We start from the raw sequence: 24,741 nt of genomic DNA, 5'->3' as shown, positions 1-24,741 counted from the left end.
CTATTATTATTACCCCTAATTCACAAACAAATAAACAAACAATAAAATAAAATGAGTACAGCAAAAGGTGGAAATGCTTTCTTCGACAAAGTAATGCCTAAGATATATGGCATCGGTGCCGCAATTGTAATTGTTGGCGCATTATTTAAAATCATGCACTGGCCTGGAGCCAACCAAATGTTAATAGTTGGTTTAGGTACAGAAGCAATTATATTCTTTTTAAGTGCTTTTCAGCCACAAGGCAATGAACCAGATTGGACCCGGGTTTATCCTGAGTTAGCTGATGATTATACTGGACCAACCAGAAAAATTGCTACCAACACTGGTGGACCTTCCCTGACAGATGATTTAGACAAAATGCTACGTGATGCTAATGTTACGCCTGCGACTATTAGCTCTCTTGGTCAAGGATTAAACCGTTTAAGCGAAACTACTGCTCAAATGGCAGACTTAAGTAATGCTACAGTAGCTACTCAGGAGTATACTACTAAAGTTAGAACAGCAACTACTTCTCTTGAGAAAATAACTCAAGCTTATGCTACTACTGTAGAAGCCATTACCCAAATGGCAGGTGCCACTTCTGATGCAAGAGAATATCATGAGCAAGTACAAAACGTAACTAAAAATTTAGGTGCGCTTAATGCTGTTTATGAAATGGAATTACAGGATGCAAATAATCACCTGAAATCTATGAACAAGTTCTATGGTAGCTTAACAACTGCTATGGAAAACTTAACCGATGCTTCTAAGGATACAGAACAGTTTAAAAATGAAGTAAGCCGTTTAACACAAAACTTACATTCTTTAAATACTGTTTATGGCAATATGTTGAACGCTATGCGTTCACCAGGGGTTTAAGCATAAAGTTTAATCAATCTTGTTTTATACCTAATTTTTTAAAAAATATATGGCTGGAGGAAAAGAAACCGTAAGGCAGAAGATGATCGGGATGATGTACTTGGTACTAACCGCTCTTCTAGCACTTCAGGTAAGCTCAGCAATCATTCTTAAATTTCAGTACTTAGACGAGAGTTTAATGACTGTAAATAATAAAACGGTAGGTGATAATACCAATACTGTAAAAGGCATTCAGCAAGCCGTTGCCAAAGCAGGTAGCCGCCCAAAAGATGTTTTAGTAATAAAAGACGCAGATGCTGTTAGAAGCAAAACGGCGGAGTTGATTTCTTATATGAATGGCTTACGGGATTTGTTAGTAACAAATGCTGGTGGTCCTGGAGAGGAAGGGGCAAAATACAAAGCTCCTAACGAAGAAGAAGCTGTTGCCCGGACTATGATTGGTGGTCCTAACAAAAATGGTAAAGCATATGAGTTAGAGAAAAGACTAAATGAGTATGCAGCCTTTTTACGCCAATATAATCCAAACGTGCCGGCGAAATTAGCGGTAGGTGGCTCTGAGGATCCAACTGCAAAAAGAGATCCGGATCAACGCTCTAAGGATTTTGCACATTTAAACTTTGAAAGTACCCCGTTAGTAGCAGGTTTAGCTGTGCTGGCACAAAAAGAATCAGAAATATTGAAGTATGAATCTGATATCTTAACTTCATTAGCTGGTAAAGTTGGTGCTGACCAAATTAAGTTTGATAAAATATTTGGTACAGCAACAGCCGAGTCAAATACTGTGGCCGCTGGTACTAAATACCGTGCAGAAATGTTCTTAACAGCTTTTTCAAGTAATTTAAGCCCAAAAATGTCTTCTACTGCTGGTCCGGTTAGAGTACAGAATGGTAGAGGTGTTGTAGAGTTTACTGCGGCAGGCGGTGGTCCTAAAAACAAAGATGGGTTAATTGAAAAATCTTGGAAAGGAACCATTACTTTAACCAATAATGGTCAGGATACCAGTATTTCATTTACTCAGAAATATTTTGTAGTAGAACCTGAAATGCAAATTCAGTCAGCTTCTGTAAATGCATTATACTTTAAATGTGGTAACCGCTTAAATGTGCAGGTGCCGGCTTTAGGTGCTTTATATGATCCGATTTTTTCTGGTTCTGGCGCAGGATTTGCTAAGGGTGCTAAGAAAGGCGAAGTTTTAATAAATCCAACTGCTAATAAGGTAACTTTAAATGTAACCAGTGGTGGTGCTAAAATTGGTTCACAAACTTTTGATGTGCGTAAGCCACCTAAACCAGATGTAATCGTATTAGTAAATGGTAGACCAGTGGATCCTTTAAGAGGTATGCCAGCGAGCTCTCCTCGCCAGATTAGCATCAATGTGGTGCCTGACGAAGACTTCGCTAGCAAGTTTAAAGAAGATGCCCGTTACCAAGCTACTGAAGCTACGGTTATTTTAGGTAGAGGTACTGATAAATTAGCTGAAATGCCAATAAGAGGAGGAAGTGCTAACATCTCCTCCCTTATGTCAAGAGCAAGACCTGGTGATAAATTAGTAGTACAGGTAAGAGAGGTGGTGCGTTTAAATTATAAAAACGATATCGAAGAGATTCCAGGTGCGGCTAAACCAACAGTTATTACCTTGAATTAATAGTAAAATGAAAATGAACAGAGTTTATTTAGGTATATTATTAGCTGTGGGCATTTCTGTTCAGTCTTTTGGACAGGGTACTACAAGAAAGCAAACTGCACCGCAAAATGTAGCCACGCCTCAAACACCGGCGGGGTCTGCAAGACAGGGTGTAAATGCGGGTGGCGGTATGAATCAGCCAAATCAGCAAGCTCCGGTGACACCAACCACAGCTTCAAGTGGTTCTCCATCTGTCCGGCCTATACCAGAAACTGACCAGATGTACAGACGTACGGTTTGGCGGGTAGTAGATTTACGTGAAAAACAAAATAGACCGCTTTTTTCTCAAAACCACGAGATAACTAAAATTATTCTGGACGCGGTTAAACGGGGAGAACTTCCGGTTTATAAAGATGACTCTCTTAAAAAGCAAATGACTTTATCTGAATACCAGAAAGTATTGGTGAAGCCAGGTGAAGAGATAGTTGAAACAGAAGAAGATCGACAGGCAAGAGCGGAAGCAGAGAGGCAATTAGCCGCTATTGAAGCCGCAAAAAGACGGCAGCAAGGGGCACGGTACGTAGCTCCGGAAGCAACTAATTATGCTGCATCTGGCCCGATAGAATACAGCCCAAGAGATATCAAAAAATTGGAAATAAAAGAGGATGTCATTTTTGATAAAAAGCGTTCTCGGATGTATTACGATATTCATGCGGTTACGCTAAAGGTTCCTAATGCTGTAACTGGTTTTGATGATGTGATTGGAGCCTTTGCTTATAAAGACTTAGTGAAAGTGTTCCGGGATCATCCACAGGATGCCATTTGGTATAACCTGCAGAATGATGCGCAACATAAAAACTTAGCGGATGCTTTTGATTTGCGATTATTTGGATCATACATTAAAAAAGTTTCTAATGCTACTGATGATGACTTGAAAGCTATCCACGGTGGTTCCAAACAAGCTATCCTGGCTGCTCAGCAGGCTATGGAAGATATGATAGAGTTTGAAAATAGTTTGTGGAGTTATTAATAAGAATTGTATTTGAAAATAAAAAAGGCCTGCAAATTTTGCAGGCCTTTTCTATTTAATAATCAGATATTTTCTTCTCATTATGATACTGCCGTTTGCCTCAAAGGCAAAGGAGTTGTTAAGAGATCAAGTAAAAGTTTAGCAATAAAAGATAAGTAACAAAAAAGCTAAATTGATAAATTGTTAATCAGAAGCATGATTATTGGATGCTGCCTGAAAATAATCCAACAGAACTTTAGTTTTACTTTTTCCTATTTCTGCAACTAATTCGACTTCACTCAGTTCTTTGATTTTTTTTACAGATTTAAATTTAGCCAAAAGCTTTTCGGCAGTTACTTTACCTAACCCTTTTATTTCAGTTATTTCGGTCTTTAGCGTTCCGGCATCACGTTTGCTCCTGTGAAAAGTAATGGCAAACCGGTGAGCTTCATTCCGAATGCGTTGAATAAGTTTTAAAGATTCTGATTTCTTATCGATGTAAAGAGGCAGGTTATCGCCTGGGTAAAATATTTCTTCTAACCGTTTAGCAATACCAACTATGGCCATTTTGCCATATATTCCTAAATCTTTTAAAGCTTTAACGGCCATTCCTAATTGTCCTTTACCGCCATCAATAACTACCAATTGTGGTAAAGGAGCTCCTTCGTCTAGCAGCCGCCGGTAGCGACGTGTTACTATTTCATACATAGAAGCAAAGTCATCTGGCCCAACTACAGTTTTAATGTTAAAGTGGCGGTAATCCTTTTTAGAAGGTTTGGCGTTCCGGAAGCAAACCATAGAGGCTACTGGGTTATCGCCTTGAAAGTTGGAGTTATCAAAGCATTCTATGTGTTTAGGTAATTCCATCAACCGTAAATCTTTCTTTAGGGTTTCCATCACGCGCACCTCATTCGTATCCTTTGCTTTTTCATTCATGCTCTCTTTCTCTTTGCGGAGGTAAAGCGCATTTTTTAAAGACAAATTAAGAAGTTTCCGTTTATCACCAATTTGGGGTAGGTTTACCGTTAAACCATCCATGGGTAAGTTTAACTCAATATTTACTAAAACCTCTTTAGATTCACTTTCAAATTCCTGCCGAAGTTGAACAATAACGGAAGCTAAAATATCTTCATCACTTTCATCCAACTTCTTCTGTATTTCAAGTGATTGCGTCTGGATAATGGCGCCATTCATAACTTTTAAATAATTAATGAAGGCGCATTTCTCATTAGTTGTAATGGTAAAAACATCAATATTAGTAAGAGTATTACTTACTACTGTTGATTTTGTCTGAAAGTCTTCCAGTATATCCAGCTTCTGTTTGTAATTATGCGCTAATTCAAATTGCATTTCTTGGGCGGCCTCCATCATTTTTTCCTTAAAATAATTTTTGGCTGTTCCTAAATTACCAGACAAAATGCTGCGTATTTGCTGAATATGGTAATTGTATGATTCTTCATCGATCAAATCTTCGCAGGGTCCCTTACAATTGCCAATATGGTACTCTAAACATACTTTATATTTACCTCGGGTTATATTCTCCTGAGAAAGATTATATGTACAGGTACGTAAGGGATAAAGCGTCCGAATCATTTCCATCAACACATTCATGGCCGTAATACTGGCGTAGGGGCCAAAATATTTAGATCCATCGTTGATTTTGTTCCGTGTGCTAATTACCCTGGGAAACCGCTCATTTGTTATGCATATAAAAGGGTAGGTCTTGCCGTCTTTCAGCAGGATATTATATTTAGGTTGATGCTGTTTAATAAGATTGTTTTCTAATAAAAAAGCATCAGATTCCGAATCAACAATAGTAAACTCAATGTTCCGGATGTTGGAAATGAGTTTTAAGGTTTTTTTATTGTGTTGATTAGATTTGTTAAAATAGCTACTAACCCTTTTCCTGATATCTACGGCTTTTCCTACATAAATAATCTGGTGGTCATCGTAAAACTTATATACGCCCGGCTTGTGGGGCAGATGGCTTATAATTTGTTTTAGATGCTCGTTGGCAGCCATAGATAAAGTAAGTGGTCAGTTGGAGTTATACGGATAATGTTTTAACAATTGTTGTACGGGAGGTAAAAGCTAACGAAATAATTAAAACAGAATACAAAATACTTGAACAATTTGCTCCCCGTATAAAAGATGGCTAGCAGGGTGCAAATTGTTCTAATTAGTTATAAAATAAGAAAGTAGCTTTCTATATTTCTTCGTCAATTTCAGGCTTGGCAGGTATACGTAATATCTGATCCTGAGGAATAGTATCATGAAGAACACTGTTGTTGTATCTACTACAATCTATTTCCACGGATAAAGGTTTTTCAGGTTTTGGGAATGGTGCTTTGGATACACTTAAGCTTTTATCAGCGTAAACTTTGTTCATAAATATTCCATAGATAGGCATTGCCAGCTTATTTCCCTGGCCGTAATTGGCACTTCGGAAGTGAATACTTCTATCTTCTCCGCCTACCCATACACCACATACTAAATCAGGGGTAACCCCCATAAACCAAGCATCGGAATAGTTGGAAGTAGTACCAGTTTTACCAGCAATCTCATTTTTAAGGTTGTACCGGTGTCTTAATCCGTAATAAGCAGTACCACCCTTAATGTCTACCGGGCCCTGAAGCATGTGAATCATTAAATAAGCTGTTTCTTCATTTAATACTTCCCTGGATTTTGGAACATTTTCATAAAGGACATTGCCATTTTTGTCTTCAATCCGGGTTATAAAATTAGGTTCAGTCCAGACACCATCGTTAACGAAAGTCCCATAAGCGCCGGCAAGTTCTAATACAGAAACATCACTGGAGCCAAAACCCACAGCGGGTACCGGTTCTATATTAGAAACTAAACCTAAATTTTTGGCATAATCTACAATTACCTGCGGGGTAAGTTTTTGTACCAGAAAAGCCGTTACAGAGTTCTTGGATTCGGCAATAGCCCGTCTTAAGGTGTATTTCTGTCCGGAGAATTTGCCATCATCATTTTTAGGAGTATAGGCCGGCCGCCCTAATTCGGCAGGAAAAGTTACCGGCACATCCATTACCTCGTAACAAGGCGAATAACCGTTGTCAATAGCAGCGGTATAAACCACCGGTTTAAAAGTAGAACCTGGCTGCCTTCTTCCTTGCTTGACATGATCGTATTTAAAGTATTTATAATTAGTGCCGCCTACCCAAGCTTTAATCCGGCCATTTAAGGGATTTACTGCTACAAATCCAGTATGTAAAAAGTATTTGTAATAAGCCAGTGAATCCATAGGACTGAAAACAACATCTTTTTCGCCGGACCCATCCCAGGTAAATACCTTCATGGGTATTTTTTTATTCAAGTAGTACTTAATCGAGTCCTGATTTCCCTCAAACCGGTTGTTTAGACTAATATACCGATCAGTACGCTTGATAGCATTTTCTAAAAAACCTTTAATAATTTGCCCCTTTTCATCCGTCCACGGTTTGCGGCCCTTCCAGTAATCAAAAAAGAGCTTTTGCATCCGTTTCATATGGTCTTGCACCGCTTCTTCTGCATATTGCTGCATTTTAGAGTCGATGGTGGTATATATTTTTAAACCATCAGAGTACAAGTTATGTCCGTTTTCACGCGACCATTTTAATAACCACTTACCAGCTTCTGCCCGGAGATAAGGAGCAATACCATTATTCTGATTCTCTATCCGGAAGTTTAGTTTTATTTCCTGTGCAATAGCTTGATTATAGGCTTCGTCTTCAATAAAGTCATACTTGCGCATCTGCGACAGCACCCAATTACGACGGTTTTTAGAACGGGCTGGGTTAGAAACTGGGCTAAAGCTGGTAGGTCTATTTACCACACCAACGAGTAAAGCGGCTTCTTCTAAAGCCAGATCCTTAGGTTTTTTATTAAAAAATGTTTTGGATGCTGACGCAATACCGTAAGCATTGCTGCCGAATTCAACGGTATTCAAGTACATTACCAAAATTTCCTTCTTAGTATAAGCTCTTTCTAACCGAATAGCAATAATCCATTCTTTGGTTTTGATAATAAGCATGCGTAAACCCGGAATGCCAGTAAGCAAACCATCGCGACTGGTTTCGGCACGGGTCCGGAATAGGTTTTTGGCAACCTGTTGGGTTAAGGTACTGGCCCCCCGGTTACGTCCGGTAAGCGTGTAATACCCTACTGACATTAATCCTTTAAAGTCAATACCTGAATGTTCCTCAAAGCGTACATCTTCGGTTGCTATCAAACCATCAATTAAACTTTGGGGTAAATCTTTGTATTCAACGGGGGTTCGGTTTTCTTTAAAATATTTACCCATTAGTGCACCATCTTCTGAGTACATTTCAGAAGCCAATTCACTTTTAGGGTCTTCCAACGTTTTAAAATCCGGGAGTTCGCCAAATAAATCAAGGAAGTTGGCACTAACAGCAAAAACAAATAAGGCAAACCCTACTAAACCGGCAAAAAAAGTAATCCAAATAGCCGAAACAATTTTCGAATATTTATCTGAGCGAGCAGAAGATGGCATTATCAATAATTAGTTTTATAGAATAACAGGTAATCATCCAGTTTTCCCTCTTGTAAGAGAACAGGTAAATTTTCGGATGAGATTACAAAGGTAACAAATTCTATACCTCTTATCTTACTTAATGGCGATTGTGGTGATCTTTGTTTGATAGCGTACGCTTTTGCGCGCTGGCCACTAATAAATTCTTTTACAACAATCAGGTCCTGCGCGTTATTTAAACTGCCTATCTCAATATTTAATTGGTCGGCTGCATTATAATTGCTGTTGTAAGTCTGTATCTTTTCCAGTATTCCAGTAAAAGCCGGATTGCCTTTAGGGTAAGCAACCAGTACCAAATGAGGCGCCTGCATATTCAGTGTAAATTTTGGTTTTGCAGGTTCTGTTGGTGCTGGGGTAACAGGTATTGGCAACGTTTCCGGAGCAGCATTCGCCGTATTTGCAGGAACAGGATTATTAACGGGTGGTACAGGCGTGTTAGCTACGGACGGAGCCTTGGCTACTGCTGGTACGGTATTTTGCTCTGGTACCGGTTGCTGCGCAGCAGGTTCGGTATTTTGGGCTGTTTGGGCCGGTATTGCAGCCGGTGGTAGGGTTTGAGAAATTCTTTGAGGAACTTCTGCTGGCAAGGGTTGCTGTGGTTCTTTAATAACAGTTTCCGCTGTGGTTGGTGCCTCTGCCCTTGGCGTGGCGGAAGTACGTGCAGGTAAAACATTGTTTACAGCTATAGTTTTTTGCGGATGTGTTTTATCAAACTCAGTCTCTGATAATTTCCCGGTTTCATATAAAGCAAAAGAAGACAAATAAGCTTTTGCTTTATCAGCTAATGCGCTCTCCGGGTATTTACTAATAAACTGCTGCAGTACTAATTTAAAAATGGGAGGTTGTTCGGTTTGAGCCGTAATTAATACATTAAGAAAGGCAACTTTATCTCTAAGGTCAGAATCCGGGTACCTTTCCTGAATAGAGATTAACATATCGGAAGCCGCTTTGTATTGTTTTTTTTCATAAAGCGTAAAAGCTTTTTCATATAAAACTTTTACCTCCGCGTTTCCTGCTGAAACCTTGGCCAGATAATCTGGCTGATCAATTAACTTCGCATAACGGCTACCTGGGAATTGTTGCTTTACTAAGGCCGCATAAGTATTTTGTTTAGCGTCTTTGTTGTCTTTATAAAGCAGGAACAAAGCATAATATAGCTCAGCAGCATGTTTAGTTTTCGGAAAACGTGCCAATAATTTTTCGTAAGTTTCAATAGCGCGAACGGGTTCTTTTAACTTATCTCGGTAAATAGCTGCCAGGTTAAACAATCCATCTTCAATTCTTTTATCCGAAGTAATCCGTTGTTCTGGCGTAGTTGGAATATCCCGCAGCAAGGCCACTCGTAAAGCATCAGTAGCGGCAGCGGCATTTTCGCTATCAACGGGTTGATTGTTATTGGTGTTTGTAGCTAAAGTTTGTTGTGGGTCTTCAGCTGTTTGGTTGGTGGTCCGCCAATTGTCTTGTAACCGGCGATTTCCCCAGCGGCGCGTAAATTCTGCTCTTGCACTTGCAACAGTAAGTGGGTTATCAAAATACCACAAGCCATTTGTGCTATTATTGCCAGCTGCATTATCTATTGGGTTATTAGCGTTGGCAAAACTGGTTCCCAAATTATTAGCGCCCTGACCGTTTGCCGCTCTGGCAGCAGCATCGGTTGCTCGTTTTGCATCTGCAATTCTTTGTTCCTCAGCTTTTTTAATAATAACATCTATTCGGGCATCCAAACTGCTTTTATCCAGTTTAGCTAGTGTTTGTAAGCTATCCTCCCGTTCTACTACCGTATAATGAGATGCAAATTCATTTAAAATATCGCGACGTTCCACAGCAGCGGTATATTCTGGTGCATTAGGAGGCAGTACCTGAACTGCGCTGTCGTAATATTGCTGCGCCTCCCGGTATTTTTGCATGTTATCGTAGTGTATTTTACCGGCTAATAAATAAGAATATCCTTTTTGGGCGGTATTTTTAGAGGGTACTCTAACCGAATGGTTTAAGTATTTGAGTGCTTCGGCCGGCTTATTTTGCTTTAGCTCAAAACGAGCCATTTCATAATAAATCTTGTCCAGGTATTCCCGGTTTTTAGTGTCTTTTAAAAGCTTCCGGAAAGATTTAACAATTTTTTCACTTTCTGAAGTACTGTTAATTTCAGTTACTTGTCCTAAACGTAATTTACTTTGAAAGCCTAATTCGTAAGGTGGATTTCTGCGCGTAATGCTATTAAATTGCTGATAGGCTAATTTATCCTGATTATTTTCCTGATAAAGCTGGGCTAGTATAAACCGAATACGCAGTTCTTCGTCTTTCTTTTCAATGAGGGGCAAGGCTAATTTTAAGTTTTCAATAGCCAACTTATTATCCTTGCGGAGTAAGTAATACTGAGCCCGGGTTAAAAAAAGCAACGTGGCATTTTCTTTACTTAGAAACTCTTTTTTCATTACATCAGAAACCGCTTTTGCACTTTCCAGATCATGGGTGTTTACAAAGCAGCGCATAAGCCAGAGGAGGGCCTCGTGGCGGGTTACCTCGCTTTTACTTGTGCTGTTAATGTATTTAAAGGTTTTGATGGCTTCATCATATTCCAGGCCATAGTACCGGGTCTTGCCAATTAAAAGATAGCTGTCATCAGTCCAGTCGCTGGAGGGGTGTTTGTATAGCGGATAAGAAGCCTTCTTCTGAATTTCTTCTAATTCTTTTTTCATGCCGGCGGCAGCTACAGAGTCTATAACCGGAAAAATTGGCAATAGGTGGTTATAGTCCGGAAGGGCTTTGGCAGCTACCCCTGCTTCCAGTGCCTTTAGCCGCTCATGGCCTAAAAAGAAACCGTTGTAATGGGCGGCAGTATTCTGGTAAATTTTGCTGATCGGATTGTGGCGTTCAGCAGAACAGCCAACCAGCCAAATAGCGCCCAGGCATAGGAGAGAAATATATAAATAAAGTTTATTCAAGACGATTTGAACACGGTTGCTTTTCACTAAAGCCAAAATTCTTAATTATAGTTCTAACGATTCTAAAGCTAAAATATTTCCCGAACAGGCTTGTAGCTTTCAAGTCTGTAAATCAGGGAACTATTAATTTGTAAAAATAGGAGATTAAAGTTTAGCAAAACTAATTACGGACCCGGGATATTTTAGATTTCCTGGAATTAATCAGCTGGATGGCCTTTCTGAATTTAGGCATAAAATGTATACCCTAACCTTTCTTTTTGTCGTTATAAAGGTCTAATAATAAGTTAGTTTATTGTTGTTTCTAGTTGCCGAATAACTCCGCATTTCTGTATATTTGTTTAATGCCTTAAAGTATTTCTGTTATGAGCAACCGACTTCTACTCCTCTTTGCTTTTATTACTTTATTAGGCTCAAAAGCTGCTGCAACCCAGATATTAATCCCGATGGATAATACGCAGAAAGATCACCTGAAATCCTACGGATTGGCTTTTTGGGTTTTGCAAAACCAGCAGGAAGTAGATTGGCTCCTTAATTACCATGGCGGATCTTTTGCTTTTAAACACGCACCAAAATTTGAGAATGAGCTGCGGGTACGCGGAATAACTTATTCTGTACTATCTGATGCTCAATATGCCAGTATCATTACCCAAATAAATAGTCCGGATGCCAATATGGATGTAATGAAGCTGGAAAAGGTGCCCAAAATTGCTATTTACTCTCCTAAAATAAAACAACCCTGGGACGATGCTGTTACCTTGGTTTTGACTTATGCCGAAATACCGTATGATGTTTTATACGACGAGGAAGTGCTGGAGCAAAAATTACTAAAATACGATTGGCTGCACCTGCACCACGAAGATTTTACCGGGCAGTATGGCAAATCGTTAAGGCAGTATCGGAACCAGAATTGGTTTCAGGAGCAGAAGAAAGAATCGGAAGGATTAGCAAAAAAGTACGGTTACAATAAAGTGCCACAAATGAAATTAGGAGTGGTAAAACGAATACAAGAATTTGTGGCCGGCGGCGGATTTATGTTTGCTATGTGCTCTGCTACCGATACCTACGATATTGCTTTGGCGGCTGATGGTGTAGATATTGTAGATGCCGTATTTGATGGGGATGGCGTAGATCCGCAGGCACAACAAAAGTTAAACTACAGTAAAACCTTTGCCTTCCATAATTTTTTTCTTACTCAAAGCCCATATAACGGCGAGTTCTCCAGCATAGATAACCAGAGATGGGAGCGAAACCTGTACGAAGGAAATGATTTTTTTCAGCTGTTTACTTTTTCGGCTAAGTACGATCCGATACCAACCATGCTCACGCAAAACCACGAAAAAACAATAAAAGGTTTTATGGGGCAAACCACTGCTTTTAAGAAAGACCAGATAAAAAATGAAGTAAATATCATGGCCGAAACAAAATCGGCTAATGAAGTACGGTACATGAATGGTACCATTGGGAAAGGCACCTGGACTTTTTATGGAGGCCATGACCCGGAAGATTATTTGCATTTACCGGAAGAGGATCCTACCGATCTTTCCCTTCACCCCAACTCACCCGGATATCGCTTAATTCTGAACAACATTCTTTTTCCTGCCGCTAAAAAGAAGAAACTTAAGACCTAAAAAATTTTAACTAGGAATTCGTATTCCATAATTTTAATAAATTAATACATTATCCGCTACTTTAATGAGCTGGTTAAAGGGGTATTACCTGAATAAATTCAATTAAAAGCAGAAAAATCGGCTTCTTGTAAAATAACTGCGTTAGATATCTAGTAAAACATGTAATTTTGGCAAATGAAAACGGATGAATCTGAAAGGAATACATCTAAGCAAGATCAGCTTAAGCCTTATCTGAAGTATTCTGGTTTAGGATTTCAGATGATTGCAACCCTGATTTTAGCAGCCTATGCGGGAATGAAGCTGGATGAATATTTTCAGAATAAAAATCCCTGGTACACCATTGGCCTTATGTTAGCGGGTGTTTTAGCTTCTATGTATATGGTTATTAAATCTGTTACACAAAAATAAAAATACCAAACGAAAAATTTATTCTGTCTTTTTGTTTTTGTCGGCCTTAGTACATAATTCTTAATTAATGCGGTTCTTATATAGCCTAATTGCCTTATCACTTTTTGTAGCCATAGGAATAGGTATTTTTGTTCACTTTACCGGCTATACTTTAGTACATCCTTTTATCTGGTACATTCTAGGTTTCTTTGTACTTATCACTCTTTTTACATTTTATTTAGTGCAAATGGGCGCTAAAAACGATGAAGAAAATTTCCAGCTTTATTACTTCGGATCATCTGTTTTCCGCGTTTTAATGTCCATAGGGGTTATTTTTATCTATGTTTTTTTCGCTTCCGGTAACAAAGTACAGTTCGCTATGAACTTCTTTGTAATTTATTTTATTTACACTGGTTTTGAAATCTATTGCATATTGAGTAACTTGCGCCGATTTTCAAAAAATCAGGTGTCGGAATGAGGAATAAAATGCAAATTTCCCTTTATAAAAGTCTCTTAATGAAGAAGTTATTTTTATTACTTTTTAGTTTGTGCTCCATTTCTGCTTTCGCCGCAGAACCAGCTGAAGGTGGTGAGTTCAACCCCGGCGACATGATCATGCATCACATTGGTGATGAGCATAGCTGGGAATTTGCGCATGGCGCCACATTACCATTGCCTGTTATAGTATACGGTAAAAATGGGTTAGATATTTTCTCTTCTTCTAATTTTTTAGATGAGCACCACAATCCAAAACCTTACAAAGGTTATGTGATGGAGCATAATCATATTTATTATGCCAATGAAGAAGGTGAGCCGGTTGTGGAGAAAAACGAAAAAGGAGAAGAGCACCACGTGGGACCTTTAGATTTTTCAATCACTAAAAACGTAGCTTCTCTTTTTATCAGTGTTGCGTTATTACTGGGTGTTTTCTTTACAATTGCCGGTCGTTATAAAAAGAACGCGGGCAGTGCGCCAAGAGGTATTCAGTCTTTCTTTGAGCCAATCATAATTTTTATACGGGATGATATTGCCAAACCAAACATTGGACCTAAATATCAGCGGTACCTGCCTTATTTATTAACCATCTTCTTTTTTATCTGGTTTAACAACCTATTGGGCTTAATGCCTGGTGGTGCTAACTTGACAGGTAATATTTCAGTTACCCTGATTCTGGCCTTGTTTACTTTAATTATTACTGTGTTTAGCGGAAACAAGAGCTATTGGGGGCACATTTTTAAAACGCCAGGTGTACCGGTTGCTTTATTGCCAATCATGATTCCAATTGAGTTGGTAGGTATTTTAACCAAACCGTTCTCATTAATGGTCCGGTTATTTGCTAACATTACGGCCGGTCACATTATTATTCTGAGTTTATTTTCCCTGATTTTTATATTTCAAAGTGTTGCAGTAGGTCCGGTAAGTGTGGCATTTGCTGTATTTATGAACTTTTTGGAATTATTTGTGGCTTTGCTACAAGCATATGTATTTACCCTGCTTACTGCTATGTATTTTGGCGGGGCAGTAGAAGAGCACGATCATGCCGATGATATGGGACACGGCGATGGTGCACATCACTAAGGATTTTTTTATTTTTTAACTCTATAATTCTATAACTATGTTGTTAGCGTTGTTGCTTCAAGCAGGCTTAAGCCTGGGTACTGGTTTAGCTATCTTAGGTGCCGGTTTAGGTGCTGGTTTAGTTGCTCTTGGTGCTGGATTAGGTATTGGTAGAATCGGTGGTTCAGCCATGGAATCTATCGCACGTCAGCCAGAAGCTGCTGCTCGTATTCAAACTGCGATGATTATCGCTGCAGCCCTTATTGAAGGTGTTGCTCTGTTTGGTGTGGTAGTATGTCTTCTGATATCTTTTAATGGCTAATTAAGCCTGAATTTTCATCAGTCCGGCTCTTAGGGAATGCCTTTGAGCGCGGACTGTTGAAAATTATTGTTCTAAAGCTGCAATTCTATTTTAATTAACAGCTAAACAATAAAGGTTATAGAGGTTAAGAAAAACAAATAAAAGGCTGTTTAAATAGCCGGAACTATATAAAACTCAATTTTTAAGAACATGGATTTAGTAACACCCGGTATAGGACTTATTTTCTGGCAGACCGTTACCTTTCTGATTGTATTGTTTTTGCTTTCTAAATTTGCCTGGAAACCAATTACAAATGCATTACGTGAGCGGGAAACTTCCATTGAATCTGCTTTACGTATGGCCGATCAGGCTAAATTAGAAATGCAGGCATTGAAAGCTGATAATGAAAAATTATTACAAGAAGCCCGCATCGAGCGTGACCGTATTTTACGGGAAGCATCACAAGCTGGGAATGCCTTATTAGAAGAAGCCCGCACAAGAGCTACTGAAGAAGGAACCCGTATGATTGAAAATGCTCGGGAAGCTATCGTTAATGAGAAAAAAGCAGCATTAACAGAAGTTAAAAATTTGGCAGCTAATCTTTCTATTGAAATTGCAGAACGTATTTTAAAGCACGAATTAAAAGATTCGGCTGCGCAACAAGCGTTAGTAAACGATTATATTAAAGAAGTAAACTTAAACTAGTAGTTAGTAATTAGTGGTTGCCCTTGTTTTATAACTAGGACCAACCAGAACTAATAGCTAATAACTAACAACTAAAAACCCATATATGTCTGATATAAGAGTTGCTTCCAGATATGCAAAGTCTTTGATTGATCTGGCTCAGGAGAGAGGAATCCTGGAGCAGGTGCATCAGGATATGCAATTGTTTAATAAAACCGCCACTTCTAACCGTGACTTTAAGCTGTTTTTAACTAACCCGATTATTAATAACAGTAAAAAGCTAGCTGTACTTAAAAAAATATTTGCCGGGAAAGTTAGTGAATTAACTCAAAAATTCTTTGAGATTATTGCTCAGAAGAACCGGGAATCTCATTTAGATGCTGTTGCTACGGAGTTCATTCGGCAGTATAACGTAATTAAAGGTATCGAAAAAGCTATCGTTACCACGGCCGTGCCCCTTACACCAGAACTAAGAACACAGTTAAGTCAGAAAGTTGCGCAATTAACAGGTAAGACTATTCAGTTAGAGGAGAAGGTTGATCCTTCTTTAATTGGAGGTTTTGTTTTAAGAGTAGGGGATAAGCAAGTAGATGATTCTATTAAAACAAACCTGCGAAACCTTAAGAAAAAGTTTAAAGAAAATCCTTATATCAATAAGCTATAAGGAAAGAACTAACTGTTAAAACTGTTAGTTTTTACAAGCAGGGGGTAACTCCTGATTATTAGAAACAGAAAAAATATAAATATATAATCATGGCAGAAGTAAGACCTGATGAAGTATCCGCAATATTAAGGGAACAATTATCCGATTTCAGAACAGAAGCCGAGCTACAGGAAGTAGGAACCGTGCTACAAGTAGGTGACGGGGTTGCCCGTATTTATGGCCTATCTAAAGCGCAGTCTGGAGAGCTTCTTGAATTCGAGAACGGATTGCAGGCGCTGGTTCTTAACCTAGAAGAAGACAACGTAGGAGCCGTAATGTTAGGTGACTACAGCGAAATAAAAGAAGGTGCTACGGTAAAACGTACAAATAAAATTGCCTCGGTTAAAATTGGCGAAGGTATTGTTGGCCGTGTAGTAAATACATTAGGTCAGCCAATTGATGGTAAAGGCCCTATTGCTGGTGAATTGTATGATATGCCTTTGGAGCGTAAAGCACCAGGTGTAATCTTCCGTCAGCCGGTAAATGAGCCGATGCAAACTGGTATCAAAGCTATTGACTCTATGATTCCAATTGGCCGTGGCCAACGGGAGTTGATCATTGGTGATCGCCAGACTGGTAAATCTGCAGTTGCAATAGATACTATTATTAACCAAAAAGAATTCTACGAAAGAGGCGAGCCTGTATTCTGTATTTATGTAGCAGTTGGTCAAAAAGCTTCTACCATTGCCCAGGTAGTAAATGCCCTACAGGCGGCTGGTGCTATGGCTTATACAGTAATTGTAGCGGCGGCGGCATCTGAACCGGCTCCAATGCAGTTCTTTGCTCCGTTTACTGGTGCTGCTATTGGTGAGTTCTTCCGGGATACCGGACGTCCGGCATTAGTAGTTTATGATGATTTATCGAAACAAGCGGTTGCTTACCGGGAAGTGTCTTTGTTACTTCGTCGTCCTCCAGGGCGTGAAGCTTATCCTGGTGATGTATTCTATTTACACTCCCGTTTATTAGAGCGTGCTGCTAAAATTAATGCTTCTGATGAGATTGCTCGTAACATGAACGACTTACCAGAATCGATTAAGCCTTTAGTAAAAGGGGGAGGTTCATTAACCGCTCTTCCAATTATTGAAACACAGGCAGGTGACGTTTCGGCTTATATCCCAACAAACGTAATCTCTATTACAGATGGTCAGATATTCCTGGAAACCAATTTATTTAACTCTGGTATCCGTCCGGCTATCAACGTAGGTATTTCGGTATCGCGGGTAGGTGGTAACGCCCAGATTAAATCCATGAAGAAAGTAGCTGGTACCCTTAAGTTGGATCAGGCGCAATTCCGGGAATTGGAAGCGTTTGCAAAATTTGGTTCTGACCTGGATGCTTCTACTAAACTGACTATCGAGCGTGGTCGTCGTAACTTAGAAGTGTTAAAGCAACCTCAATTCTCTCCGGTATCAGTAGAGGAGCAGGTGGCAATTATTTATTGCTGTACCAATGGTTTGCTGGATGATGTGCCAGTAAATGAAGTTAGAACGTTTGAAAAAGACTTTTTAACTACCATGCGTACTTCTCATCCAAATGCTTTAGGTTTATTAAAAGCTGGTAAATTAGAAGATGCAGCAATTCAGGCTATCAAACAAGTAGCTAAAGATCTTTCTGCTCGTTATAAATAGTAATAATTAATAAAGGCTCATTTCTGCTAAGGAATGAGCCTTTTATATACATATAAATTAAACTTTAAGAGTTTAGTAAACTTAAGGTAAGACGCAAATAGATGGCAAGTTTAAAAGAAGTACGTAACCGTATTGTTTCGGTAAACTCCACGCAACAGGTTACCAAAGCCATGAAAATGGTTTCTGCTGCAAAGTTGAGACGTGCGCAGGATAACATTATAAGAATGCGTCCATACGCACAGCGCTTAAGCAGTATCCTAAACAATTTATCGCGGTTATCGGAAGATTCTGTGCCGAATGTTTTCAGCCAAAAACGGGATGCTAATCGTATTTTAGTAATTACTATTACTTCTGACAGAGGTTTAGCAGGTGCTTTTAATACTAATATAATCAAGGCTGCTACTGCCTTAGTTAATGATAAATATGCTGCCCAACATGCGGCAGGTAATGTAGAATTTTTAACTATCGGTAAAAAAGGCTACGAAGGATTGGAGCGTAGAGGTTTTAAAGTAATTGGTGACTATACTACTCTATTTACTAACCTTTCTTTTGATAATGTTCGGTTGGCAGCAGAATATGCTATGGACCGTTTTACGAATGGTTATTATGACCGGGTAGAGCTTATTTACAATGAGTTTAAAAATGTTGCTACTCAAGTAATTCGGACGGAGCAGTTTTTACCAATCGAAGACAAAGCGACTGAAGATAAAGCGGCAACTACTACTTTAGATTATATATTTGAACCAAGCCGGGAAGAAATTGTGCAGCAATTAATTCCCAAATCCTTAAAGATTCAGGTATATAAAGCTGTATTAGAATCTAATGCTTCTGAGCATGGCGCCCGAATGACTGCCATGGATAAGGCAACTGAAAATGCGGGAGAGTTATTGAAGGCTTTAAAATTAACGTACAACCGTTCTCGTCAAGCAGCTATTACTACCGAAATTCTGGAAATTGTAGGTGGAGCGGAAGCCTTAGCATCGAGCCGGTAAGTAAGATAAATAATCCGATATCAAAAACGCTCCTACATCAGGAGCGTTTTGCTTTATGCCAAAGGGTATATTTCTTCAAGAGTATGAGGTAAGAGATTACATTATTAAGAATATATTATTATTTAATCCAAGCCTGGGGAGTTAACAGGAAAGAACCTTAACAATATTATCTTTACCGCATTTAGAAGTTAAAAACTACAACCAGTGAAGATTCGTCAGTTAAAAAATTATCTTACTTTAATTTTAGGTTTTGTTTGCCTTTCTACTTTTGGTCAGAAAAATAAAAACACTTTAGAACGACCTAAATTAGTAGTGGGTATTGTGGTAGACCAAATGCGGTACGACTACTTATATCGTTATTGGAATAAATACGGCAATGATGGCTTTAAGAGGCTGCTTCAGAAAGGTTTTAGTTACGAAAATACGCATTACAACTACGAACCAACTTATACTGGGCCCGGACACGCTTCTATATATACAGGTACCACACCAGCTGGCCATGGTATAGTAGGAAATGATTGGTTTAATCGGGCTACCGGCAGAAACATATATTGTACAGAGGATAAATCAGTACAAAGTGTGGGTAGTACTTCAGTTTGGGGGCAGATGTCGCCGGCCAATTTATTGGCGACCACCATTACGGATCAGTTACGGATGGCTACCAATATGCAATCAAAAGTAATTGGTGTTTGTATCAAAGACAGGGGTTCCATAATACCTGCCGGCCATGCGGCTAATGCTGCTTATTGGTATGATGGAACCAATGGAAGTTGGATTAGCAGTACGTATTATATGAAGGAGCTGCCCGCGTGGGTACAACAGTTTAACAATCGTAAATTAGCAGATAAGTATTTAAGCCAGCCTTGGAATACCTTGCTGCCAATAGAGCAATATACAGAAAGCACGCCGGATGATAATGAGTTTGAAAAAACATTTGCCGGTGAAAAAAGACCAGTTTTCCCCCATAACTTACCAGCATTACGTGGTAAATCTTGGGATTTGATCCGGTCTACGCCGTTCGGAAATACCTTAACCAAAGATTTTGCTTTAGAAGCTATCAAAAATGAGAACTTAGGTAAAGGGAGTAACACCGATTTTTTAGCTTTGAGTTTTTCTTCTACCGATTATGTAGGCCACCAATTTGGTCCTAATTCTGTGGAAGCAGAAGATACTTATATCCGGTTAGATAAAGATATAGCGGAGGTACTTAACTTTTTAGATAAGCAGGTAGGAGAAAACCAGTACCTAATATTTCTTTCTGCAGACCACGGCGGAGCCCCAGTACCAGCTTATGCTAAAAGTATAAAGGTGCCAGGTGGTACCGTTTCTTCACCAGAGATCCAGGATTCCGTAAAGCAATTCTTAAATATAAAATATGGGAAAGCAGATTGGGTGCATACTTTCATAAACCGCCAAATTTATTTAAACCATAAAACTATTACCGCCAAAAAAGTTAATTTAGCGGAAATGCAGCAGAAAGTGGCTGATTACTTACTGCATTTTGAAGGTGTATTAAAAACCACTCCCGCTACTGCTCTTGCCGGGAGTAGCCCGGAATCAGGAGTAGAAAGTTACTTACAAAAAGGATATTTAAGTTTACGATCAGGAGACGTATTAGTAACCCTTTTACCCGGATGGTTTGAAGGATATGCCGGAAAAGAAACAAAAGGTTCTACCCATGGAAGCAGTAATGCGTATGATACCCACGTGCCATTACTATGGTATGGCTGGCAAGTAAAAAATGGGGCATCCTCTACCAGAGTTAGCATAACAGATATTGCGCCTACCATTGCTCAATGGCTGCATATAACAGAACCTACCAGTACTACTGGCAGGCCGCTACAAGAAGTATTAAACAGATAAATTAAATAAAATCTGGCCAGGTAATTTGGGCAGAATGAGAAGTAAAGAATATAAGTTAAATACAAAATACATGACAAGAAAGAACAACCCTTGGCACAGTGTGACATACGGTGAGAATGCACCGGCAGTGGTAACTGGAATCATAGAAATTCCAAAAGGCTCTAAAGCCAAATATGAATTAGATAAAGAAAGTGGTTTATTAAGGTTAGACCGTGTGTTATTTTCAGCAGTTCACTACCCAGCTAATTACGGATTTATTCCACAAACCTATTGTGATGATCAAGATCCATTAGATATTCTGGTAATTTGCTCTATTGATGTAGATCCAATGTGTATTATAGATGCCAAAGTAATTGGGGTAATGCAAATGATTGACAACAATGAAGAAGATGATAAAATTATTGCGGTAGCGGCTAATGATATGTCCGTAAATCACGTTAATGATATATCGGAATTGCCTCCTCATACTTTACTGGAAATTCGTCGTTTTTTTGAGGATTACAAGAAATTAGAGAATAAAGAAGTTATTGTAGAAAATTTCTTAGGCCGTGAAGAAGCTTATGAAATTGTGCGCAGAAGTATTGAACTATACAACGAAACTTTCCGCAAAGCAGAAAATGCCTAGTATTATTTCCTGAAATCATCTTCTGAAATGGAAAGATAAAAAGGAAAATAAAATAAGTATGCCGGTTTTTATATCTGCTTTAGTGGCAATATAAAAACCGGCATACTTTTTTATAACCAACTCAAAACCTGGTTTTAGGCAGTTGAATATTTTTTGCTAAGAAAAAGGTTAAACCGCGTATTAAAAGGAAAGTATTTTTATAATAATTAAAAACGCTACATTGAATAAGTACCTGTTGCCATATTTATTTTTTGGAAACATTTTTATTGCCCTCTGTGCTTTTTCTTTAGTATGGTCTACCTGTTTGCTGATAAACTTCCCAATGCCGTGGGAGCTGGGCGGGTGGGTATTTTTAGCTACTTTTTTTTTATACAATTTTGATAGCTTGTCGCCTATTAAATTGCACCAGCCGGTTCTTGTTTCGGAGCGGAAACGTTGGGTAATAGCTCACCGGAAGCAACTGGTATTTTTTGTAATAATTGCAGGCATAGCTATACTCCTTATATTTTATGTTTCTTTCCGCCTTTCCCATTTTTGGTTATTAGCTCACCTGGGTTTTATTTCTTTATTTTATTCTTTGCCAATTATTCCGCTCCGAAAAAAAGTTATTCCTCTCCGGGATATTCCCTTGCTTAAAATTTTTCTGATTGCTTATGTATGGGCCAGCGTAACGGTGTGGTTACCTCTATTAGCCGCAGATTGGCCTATATCGGCTAGGGAAGGCTGGCTATTATTTATGCAACGATTTTTTTTCTTACTACCGCTTACCATCATTTTTGATATCCGGGATGTGGAGCGGGATAGAACTACTGCTACGCTTACTTTACCTGGGCTGGTCGGCATAAAATGGGCAAAAGTAATATCATTTTTAATCTTATTGCTTTATATATTTATTGTTATAGCTTATCAGACAGGACCGAAGCAATATGCATTACTACTATGCGGAATGATCTATGGACTAGTAATTGCAGTGGCATCCGAAAAGAAGGGCGATTATTTTTATGCTTTGGTAGCGGATGGCATTATGATTTTGCAATTTCTTTTTTTGTGGATGGCCGCTAATTTTTAGGTTATTGTATACTAAATGCTTGCTTCTGGCCTATTTTTTATCTGGCTGAAGTTGTAGAAAAGCTTTGCCTAAATATTCTATTACATCGGAGGCAACCAAAGCAAATTCGCCTTTCTCCTGACTAGCTATATCGCCAGCCAATCCGTGAATGTAAACTCCCAGCAAACAGGCTTCCAGCGAAGAATATTTTTGAGCCAGTAAAGCTGTAATAATGCCGGTAAGTACATCGCCGGTGCCCCCGGTTGCCATGCCCGGATTGCCGGTACAGTTAAAGTATAACTCGCCGGTTGGTGTACCAATGCAGGTATGGCCACCCTTTAATACAACATAGCACTTATATTGCTGGCAAAAAGTTTTTAACTGTTCCAGCCGCTGATAATCGTTCTCAGCTTTGCCCACTAACCGTTCAAATTCTTTGGGGTGGGGCGTTAAAATAGAAGCAGCTGGCAGTTGTTGTAACAGTTCTTTTTCTTCTGATAATATATTTAAGGCATCGGCATCTAGTACAATTGGGAAGGACACTTTATGCAGCAACTGGCGAACAACTGCTTTTGTTTCTGCTCTTTTATCTAATCCCGGCCCAATGCCAATTACCTGGTACTTGTCTATATCTGGTAATTCAGTTAAGCAGGTTTTATTGGAGTCGGGTAGAGTCATGGCTTCCGGAACTGCTGTTTGTAGGATAGCGTAGCCGGTTTTTGGGCATTGGATGGTAAGCAAGCCGACGCCACTGCGCAAACAGGCCCGTGAAGCCAATATAGCGGCTCCCATTTTGCCATAACTTCCAGCCATTAATAACGCATGCCCATAGGTGCCTTTGTGCGAAAATTTGGTACGCGGTTTTATATAACCAGCAACCTGATTTCCTGAAATTACAAAATTATCCGTTAGGGCATGCTTTATATAGCTTGTACTAAGGCCAATAGGTACAGTTTGCCACTCACCAACATAAATAAAGTTTTGGGGTAGAAAAAAGGTCAGTTTAGGTAATTCAAAACTTACGGTATAAGCAGCTTGTATAATAATATCTGTTGGCTGGTTAGGTACTTCCGTAAAAAGGCCAGAGGGAGTATCAATAGCTATTTTAGTTGCAGAAGCTTTATTGATACTCGAAATAACCTCAGCAAACAAACCTGTAACAGGCCGGCTTAAGCCTGTGCCAAATAATCCATCGATTATAAAGTCTACAGCCGGAACCTCTGGTAACGGGTTGTAATCCGAAATATTCGAAACCTGGATATCCTGCGGTAAACGCTCCTGGTTTATAATAAAATCGGAGGAGAAGCGTGCAGATTCAGGAGCAACAATCCAGACCTGGACAGCATAATGTTTTTGAAATAGTAAGCGAGCAATGGCTAAGCCATCTCCTCCGTTGTTGCCGGGGCCGCAGCAAACCAGAATACGAGCAGCTTCTTCTTTAAATTTATTATCGAACCAATTAACAAAAGCTTTGGCCGCTCGCTCCATTAAATCTACCGATGCTATTCTTTCTTCCTGAATGGTTTGCTGATCAGCTTCTCTTATTTGGGGAGCGGTTAAAATTTTCATAGTGTCAGAAGGTGGCCATTAAAGTTAATCCTTGCCCACCAAAAAGGGTGGTGGGTACTACAGCTATGCGTTTATTTTTTAAATAATGCTCGTGAATATAATAAACGGTATGTACGGAAATTAAGCCAATGCCGGCACCAGCCAATACGTCTGACATCCAATGCTCGTTGTTTAATACCCGCATTACACCAGTAGAACTGGCTATGGCATAGGCTCCCGCACTTATCCAGGGGCTCTTTGCCCTAAATTCTTTGTCTATAACCGTAGCAATTACAAAAGCAGAAGAGGTATGCCCCGAAGGGAAGGCGCGGTTATTTTCTCCATTGGGCCGCGTAACATTGGTGACGGCTTTTAAGGGATAAACCAAGGCGCCCATTAAAGCACCTGAACTAAGCAATAAGCCGGTTTGGCGACCAATATGATGTCGGTTCTGAGAACTAAATAAATCAAAAGCATATAAACCCAAAGCCGGAATAAAAAACACAAAATCATCAGCTTTGGTACTGAAGTTCGGAAACTCCCTTCGGGCATCCTTACTCGCATCGTAACTGCTATAAAATCCATTATCCCGGACAGTGTAAATTCCCAAACCTACGAGTGCGGCAGGAAGAATAGCTCCTTTTACATAAGCATGCTTTTTTACTTCCGGCGGAATTTGTTTTAAAGAATCGGTTTGTTGAGCAAATGAATTATTAATACCAAAAAGAAAAATAAACAGGGTAATCCGAATAATCATAACTATGGGTGGCGCAATTTTAATTTTTA

The 24,741-nt window shown here is 39.2% G+C and carries 20 protein-coding genes; 15 read left to right on the top strand and 5 right to left on the bottom strand.

Annotation, left to right across the window (positions count from 1 at the left end):
• Positions 1–51: 51 nt before the first annotated feature.
• From porL to porN, 3 genes are read left to right on the top strand one after another with little or no spacing between them, the layout of a single operon-like run.
• On the top strand, positions 52–858 hold the full coding sequence (gene porL / locus ADHAQ_RS0113865) for a type IX secretion system motor protein PorL/GldL (protein WP_026463446.1): 807 nt from the start codon (positions 52–54) through the stop codon (positions 856–858).
• A 49-nt stretch (positions 859–907) separates the two neighbouring features.
• Positions 908–2,503, top strand: coding sequence for a type IX secretion system motor protein PorM/GldM (gene porM / locus ADHAQ_RS0113860; RefSeq protein WP_026463445.1), 1,596 nt, complete (start codon positions 908–910; stop codon positions 2,501–2,503).
• 7 nt (positions 2,504–2,510) lie between these two features.
• A complete protein-coding gene (gene porN, locus ADHAQ_RS25715) occupies positions 2,511–3,512 on the top strand; it encodes a type IX secretion system ring subunit PorN/GldN (RefSeq protein WP_051359923.1) in 1,002 nt (333 codons plus the stop codon).
• 183 nt (positions 3,513–3,695) lie between these two features.
• Here the strand turns inward: porN and uvrC are convergent, their stop codons facing one another.
• The 3 genes from uvrC to porW all read right to left on the bottom strand — a co-directional run bounded on the left by uvrC (position 3,696) and on the right by porW (position 10,991).
• Entirely contained in the window at positions 3,696–5,513 is a 1,818-nt protein-coding gene (gene uvrC / locus ADHAQ_RS25710; RefSeq protein WP_034256820.1) for an excinuclease ABC subunit UvrC, read from the bottom strand.
• 184 nt (positions 5,514–5,697) lie between these two features.
• Positions 5,698–8,007: a penicillin-binding protein 1A gene (locus ADHAQ_RS25705; protein WP_034256818.1), complete on the bottom strand. Its 2,310-nt coding sequence runs from the start codon at positions 8,005–8,007 to the stop codon at positions 5,698–5,700.
• Positions 8,008–8,009: 2 nt separating this feature from the next.
• Positions 8,010–10,991 (bottom strand): type IX secretion system periplasmic lipoprotein PorW/SprE, encoded by a 2,982-nt coding sequence (porW, locus tag ADHAQ_RS0113840; RefSeq protein WP_026463444.1) that lies wholly within the window; start codon positions 10,989–10,991, stop codon positions 8,010–8,012.
• A 362-nt stretch (positions 10,992–11,353) separates the two neighbouring features.
• Between porW and ADHAQ_RS0113835 the strand changes: the two genes are divergently transcribed.
• From ADHAQ_RS0113835 to ADHAQ_RS0113775, 12 genes are all read left to right on the top strand, one after another.
• On the top strand, positions 11,354–12,619 hold the full coding sequence (locus ADHAQ_RS0113835; protein WP_026463443.1) for a hypothetical protein: 1,266 nt from the start codon (positions 11,354–11,356) through the stop codon (positions 12,617–12,619).
• 174 nt (positions 12,620–12,793) lie between these two features.
• Complete coding sequence (locus ADHAQ_RS0113830; RefSeq protein ID WP_026463442.1) at positions 12,794–13,027, top strand: AtpZ/AtpI family protein; 234 nt, start codon at positions 12,794–12,796, stop codon at positions 13,025–13,027.
• A 67-nt stretch (positions 13,028–13,094) separates the two neighbouring features.
• Positions 13,095–13,484: a hypothetical protein gene (locus ADHAQ_RS28340; RefSeq protein WP_026463441.1), complete on the top strand. Its 390-nt coding sequence runs from the start codon at positions 13,095–13,097 to the stop codon at positions 13,482–13,484.
• Positions 13,485–13,522: 38 nt separating this feature from the next.
• A complete protein-coding gene (atpB, locus tag ADHAQ_RS0113820) occupies positions 13,523–14,584 on the top strand; it encodes a F0F1 ATP synthase subunit A (protein ID WP_026463440.1) in 1,062 nt (353 codons plus the stop codon).
• 37 nt (positions 14,585–14,621) lie between these two features.
• A complete protein-coding gene (gene atpE / locus ADHAQ_RS0113815) occupies positions 14,622–14,885 on the top strand; it encodes an ATP synthase F0 subunit C (RefSeq protein WP_026463439.1) in 264 nt (87 codons plus the stop codon).
• 189 nt (positions 14,886–15,074) lie between these two features.
• Positions 15,075–15,569 carry a F0F1 ATP synthase subunit B gene (locus tag ADHAQ_RS0113810; protein ID WP_026463438.1) on the top strand — a complete coding sequence of 165 codons (495 nt, stop codon included), beginning with the start codon at positions 15,075–15,077 and terminating at the stop codon, positions 15,567–15,569.
• 85 nt (positions 15,570–15,654) lie between these two features.
• Complete coding sequence (atpH, locus tag ADHAQ_RS0113805; protein WP_026463437.1) at positions 15,655–16,212, top strand: ATP synthase F1 subunit delta; 558 nt, start codon at positions 15,655–15,657, stop codon at positions 16,210–16,212.
• Positions 16,213–16,301: 89 nt separating this feature from the next.
• The gene (atpA, locus tag ADHAQ_RS0113800; protein WP_026463436.1) at positions 16,302–17,879 is read left to right on the top strand and encodes a F0F1 ATP synthase subunit alpha; all 1,578 of its coding nucleotides are present in this window, start codon (positions 16,302–16,304) and stop codon (positions 17,877–17,879) included.
• Between the two features lie 101 nt (positions 17,880–17,980).
• Positions 17,981–18,871 carry an ATP synthase F1 subunit gamma gene (gene atpG / locus ADHAQ_RS0113795; protein ID WP_026463435.1) on the top strand — a complete coding sequence of 297 codons (891 nt, stop codon included), beginning with the start codon at positions 17,981–17,983 and terminating at the stop codon, positions 18,869–18,871.
• Between the two features lie 204 nt (positions 18,872–19,075).
• A complete protein-coding gene (gene pafA, locus ADHAQ_RS0113790; protein ID WP_026463434.1) occupies positions 19,076–20,734 on the top strand; it encodes an alkaline phosphatase PafA in 1,659 nt (552 codons plus the stop codon).
• Between the two features lie 70 nt (positions 20,735–20,804).
• Positions 20,805–21,359, top strand: coding sequence for an inorganic diphosphatase (locus ADHAQ_RS0113785; RefSeq protein ID WP_026463433.1), 555 nt, complete (start codon positions 20,805–20,807; stop codon positions 21,357–21,359).
• 322 nt (positions 21,360–21,681) lie between these two features.
• Positions 21,682–22,428, top strand: coding sequence for a UbiA prenyltransferase family protein (locus ADHAQ_RS0113775; protein WP_157433418.1), 747 nt, complete (start codon positions 21,682–21,684; stop codon positions 22,426–22,428).
• A gap of 30 nt (positions 22,429–22,458) precedes the next feature.
• On the opposite strand, the gene ADHAQ_RS0113770 is transcribed toward ADHAQ_RS0113775, so the two are convergent.
• Both ADHAQ_RS0113770 and ADHAQ_RS25700 read right to left on the bottom strand, forming a co-directional pair.
• Positions 22,459–23,976 carry an NAD(P)H-hydrate dehydratase gene (locus tag ADHAQ_RS0113770; protein ID WP_026463431.1) on the bottom strand — a complete coding sequence of 506 codons (1,518 nt, stop codon included), beginning with the start codon at positions 23,974–23,976 and terminating at the stop codon, positions 22,459–22,461.
• A gap of 4 nt (positions 23,977–23,980) precedes the next feature.
• A complete protein-coding gene (locus tag ADHAQ_RS25700) occupies positions 23,981–24,712 on the bottom strand; it encodes a phosphatase PAP2 family protein (RefSeq protein WP_051359922.1) in 732 nt (243 codons plus the stop codon).
• Positions 24,713–24,741: the final 29 nt, after the last annotated feature.

It is taken from the genome of Adhaeribacter aquaticus DSM 16391 (assembly GCF_000473365.1).
Taxonomy (GTDB): domain Bacteria; phylum Bacteroidota; class Bacteroidia; order Cytophagales; family Hymenobacteraceae; genus Adhaeribacter; species Adhaeribacter aquaticus.
Note: the sequence above shows the minus strand (reverse complement) of the source record. Positions and strands in the feature narration are given on the sequence as shown.

Coding starts and splice junctions, on each gene's coding strand:
- porL (WP_026463446.1), top strand. CDS start 52: ATGAGTACAGCAAAAGGTGGAAATGCTTTCTTCGACAAAGTAATGCCT.
- porM (WP_026463445.1), top strand. CDS start 908: ATGGCTGGAGGAAAAGAAACCGTAAGGCAGAAGATGATCGGGATGATG.
- porN (WP_051359923.1), top strand. CDS start 2,511: ATGAAAATGAACAGAGTTTATTTAGGTATATTATTAGCTGTGGGCATT.
- uvrC (WP_034256820.1), bottom strand. CDS start 5,513: ATGGCTGCCAACGAGCATCTAAAACAAATTATAAGCCATCTGCCCCAC.
- ADHAQ_RS25705 (WP_034256818.1), bottom strand. CDS start 8,007: ATGCCATCTTCTGCTCGCTCAGATAAATATTCGAAAATTGTTTCGGCT.
- ADHAQ_RS0113835 (WP_026463443.1), top strand. CDS start 11,354: ATGAGCAACCGACTTCTACTCCTCTTTGCTTTTATTACTTTATTAGGC.
- ADHAQ_RS0113830 (WP_026463442.1), top strand. CDS start 12,794: ATGAAAACGGATGAATCTGAAAGGAATACATCTAAGCAAGATCAGCTT.
- ADHAQ_RS28340 (WP_026463441.1), top strand. CDS start 13,095: ATGCGGTTCTTATATAGCCTAATTGCCTTATCACTTTTTGTAGCCATA.
- atpB (WP_026463440.1), top strand. CDS start 13,523: ATGAAGAAGTTATTTTTATTACTTTTTAGTTTGTGCTCCATTTCTGCT.
- atpE (WP_026463439.1), top strand. CDS start 14,622: ATGTTGTTAGCGTTGTTGCTTCAAGCAGGCTTAAGCCTGGGTACTGGT.
- ADHAQ_RS0113810 (WP_026463438.1), top strand. CDS start 15,075: ATGGATTTAGTAACACCCGGTATAGGACTTATTTTCTGGCAGACCGTT.
- atpH (WP_026463437.1), top strand. CDS start 15,655: ATGTCTGATATAAGAGTTGCTTCCAGATATGCAAAGTCTTTGATTGAT.
- atpA (WP_026463436.1), top strand. CDS start 16,302: ATGGCAGAAGTAAGACCTGATGAAGTATCCGCAATATTAAGGGAACAA.
- atpG (WP_026463435.1), top strand. CDS start 17,981: ATGGCAAGTTTAAAAGAAGTACGTAACCGTATTGTTTCGGTAAACTCC.
- ADHAQ_RS0113785 (WP_026463433.1), top strand. CDS start 20,805: ATGACAAGAAAGAACAACCCTTGGCACAGTGTGACATACGGTGAGAAT.
- ADHAQ_RS0113775 (WP_157433418.1), top strand. CDS start 21,682: ATGCCGTGGGAGCTGGGCGGGTGGGTATTTTTAGCTACTTTTTTTTTA.
- ADHAQ_RS0113770 (WP_026463431.1), bottom strand. CDS start 23,976: ATGAAAATTTTAACCGCTCCCCAAATAAGAGAAGCTGATCAGCAAACC.
- ADHAQ_RS25700 (WP_051359922.1), bottom strand. CDS start 24,712: ATGATTATTCGGATTACCCTGTTTATTTTTCTTTTTGGTATTAATAAT.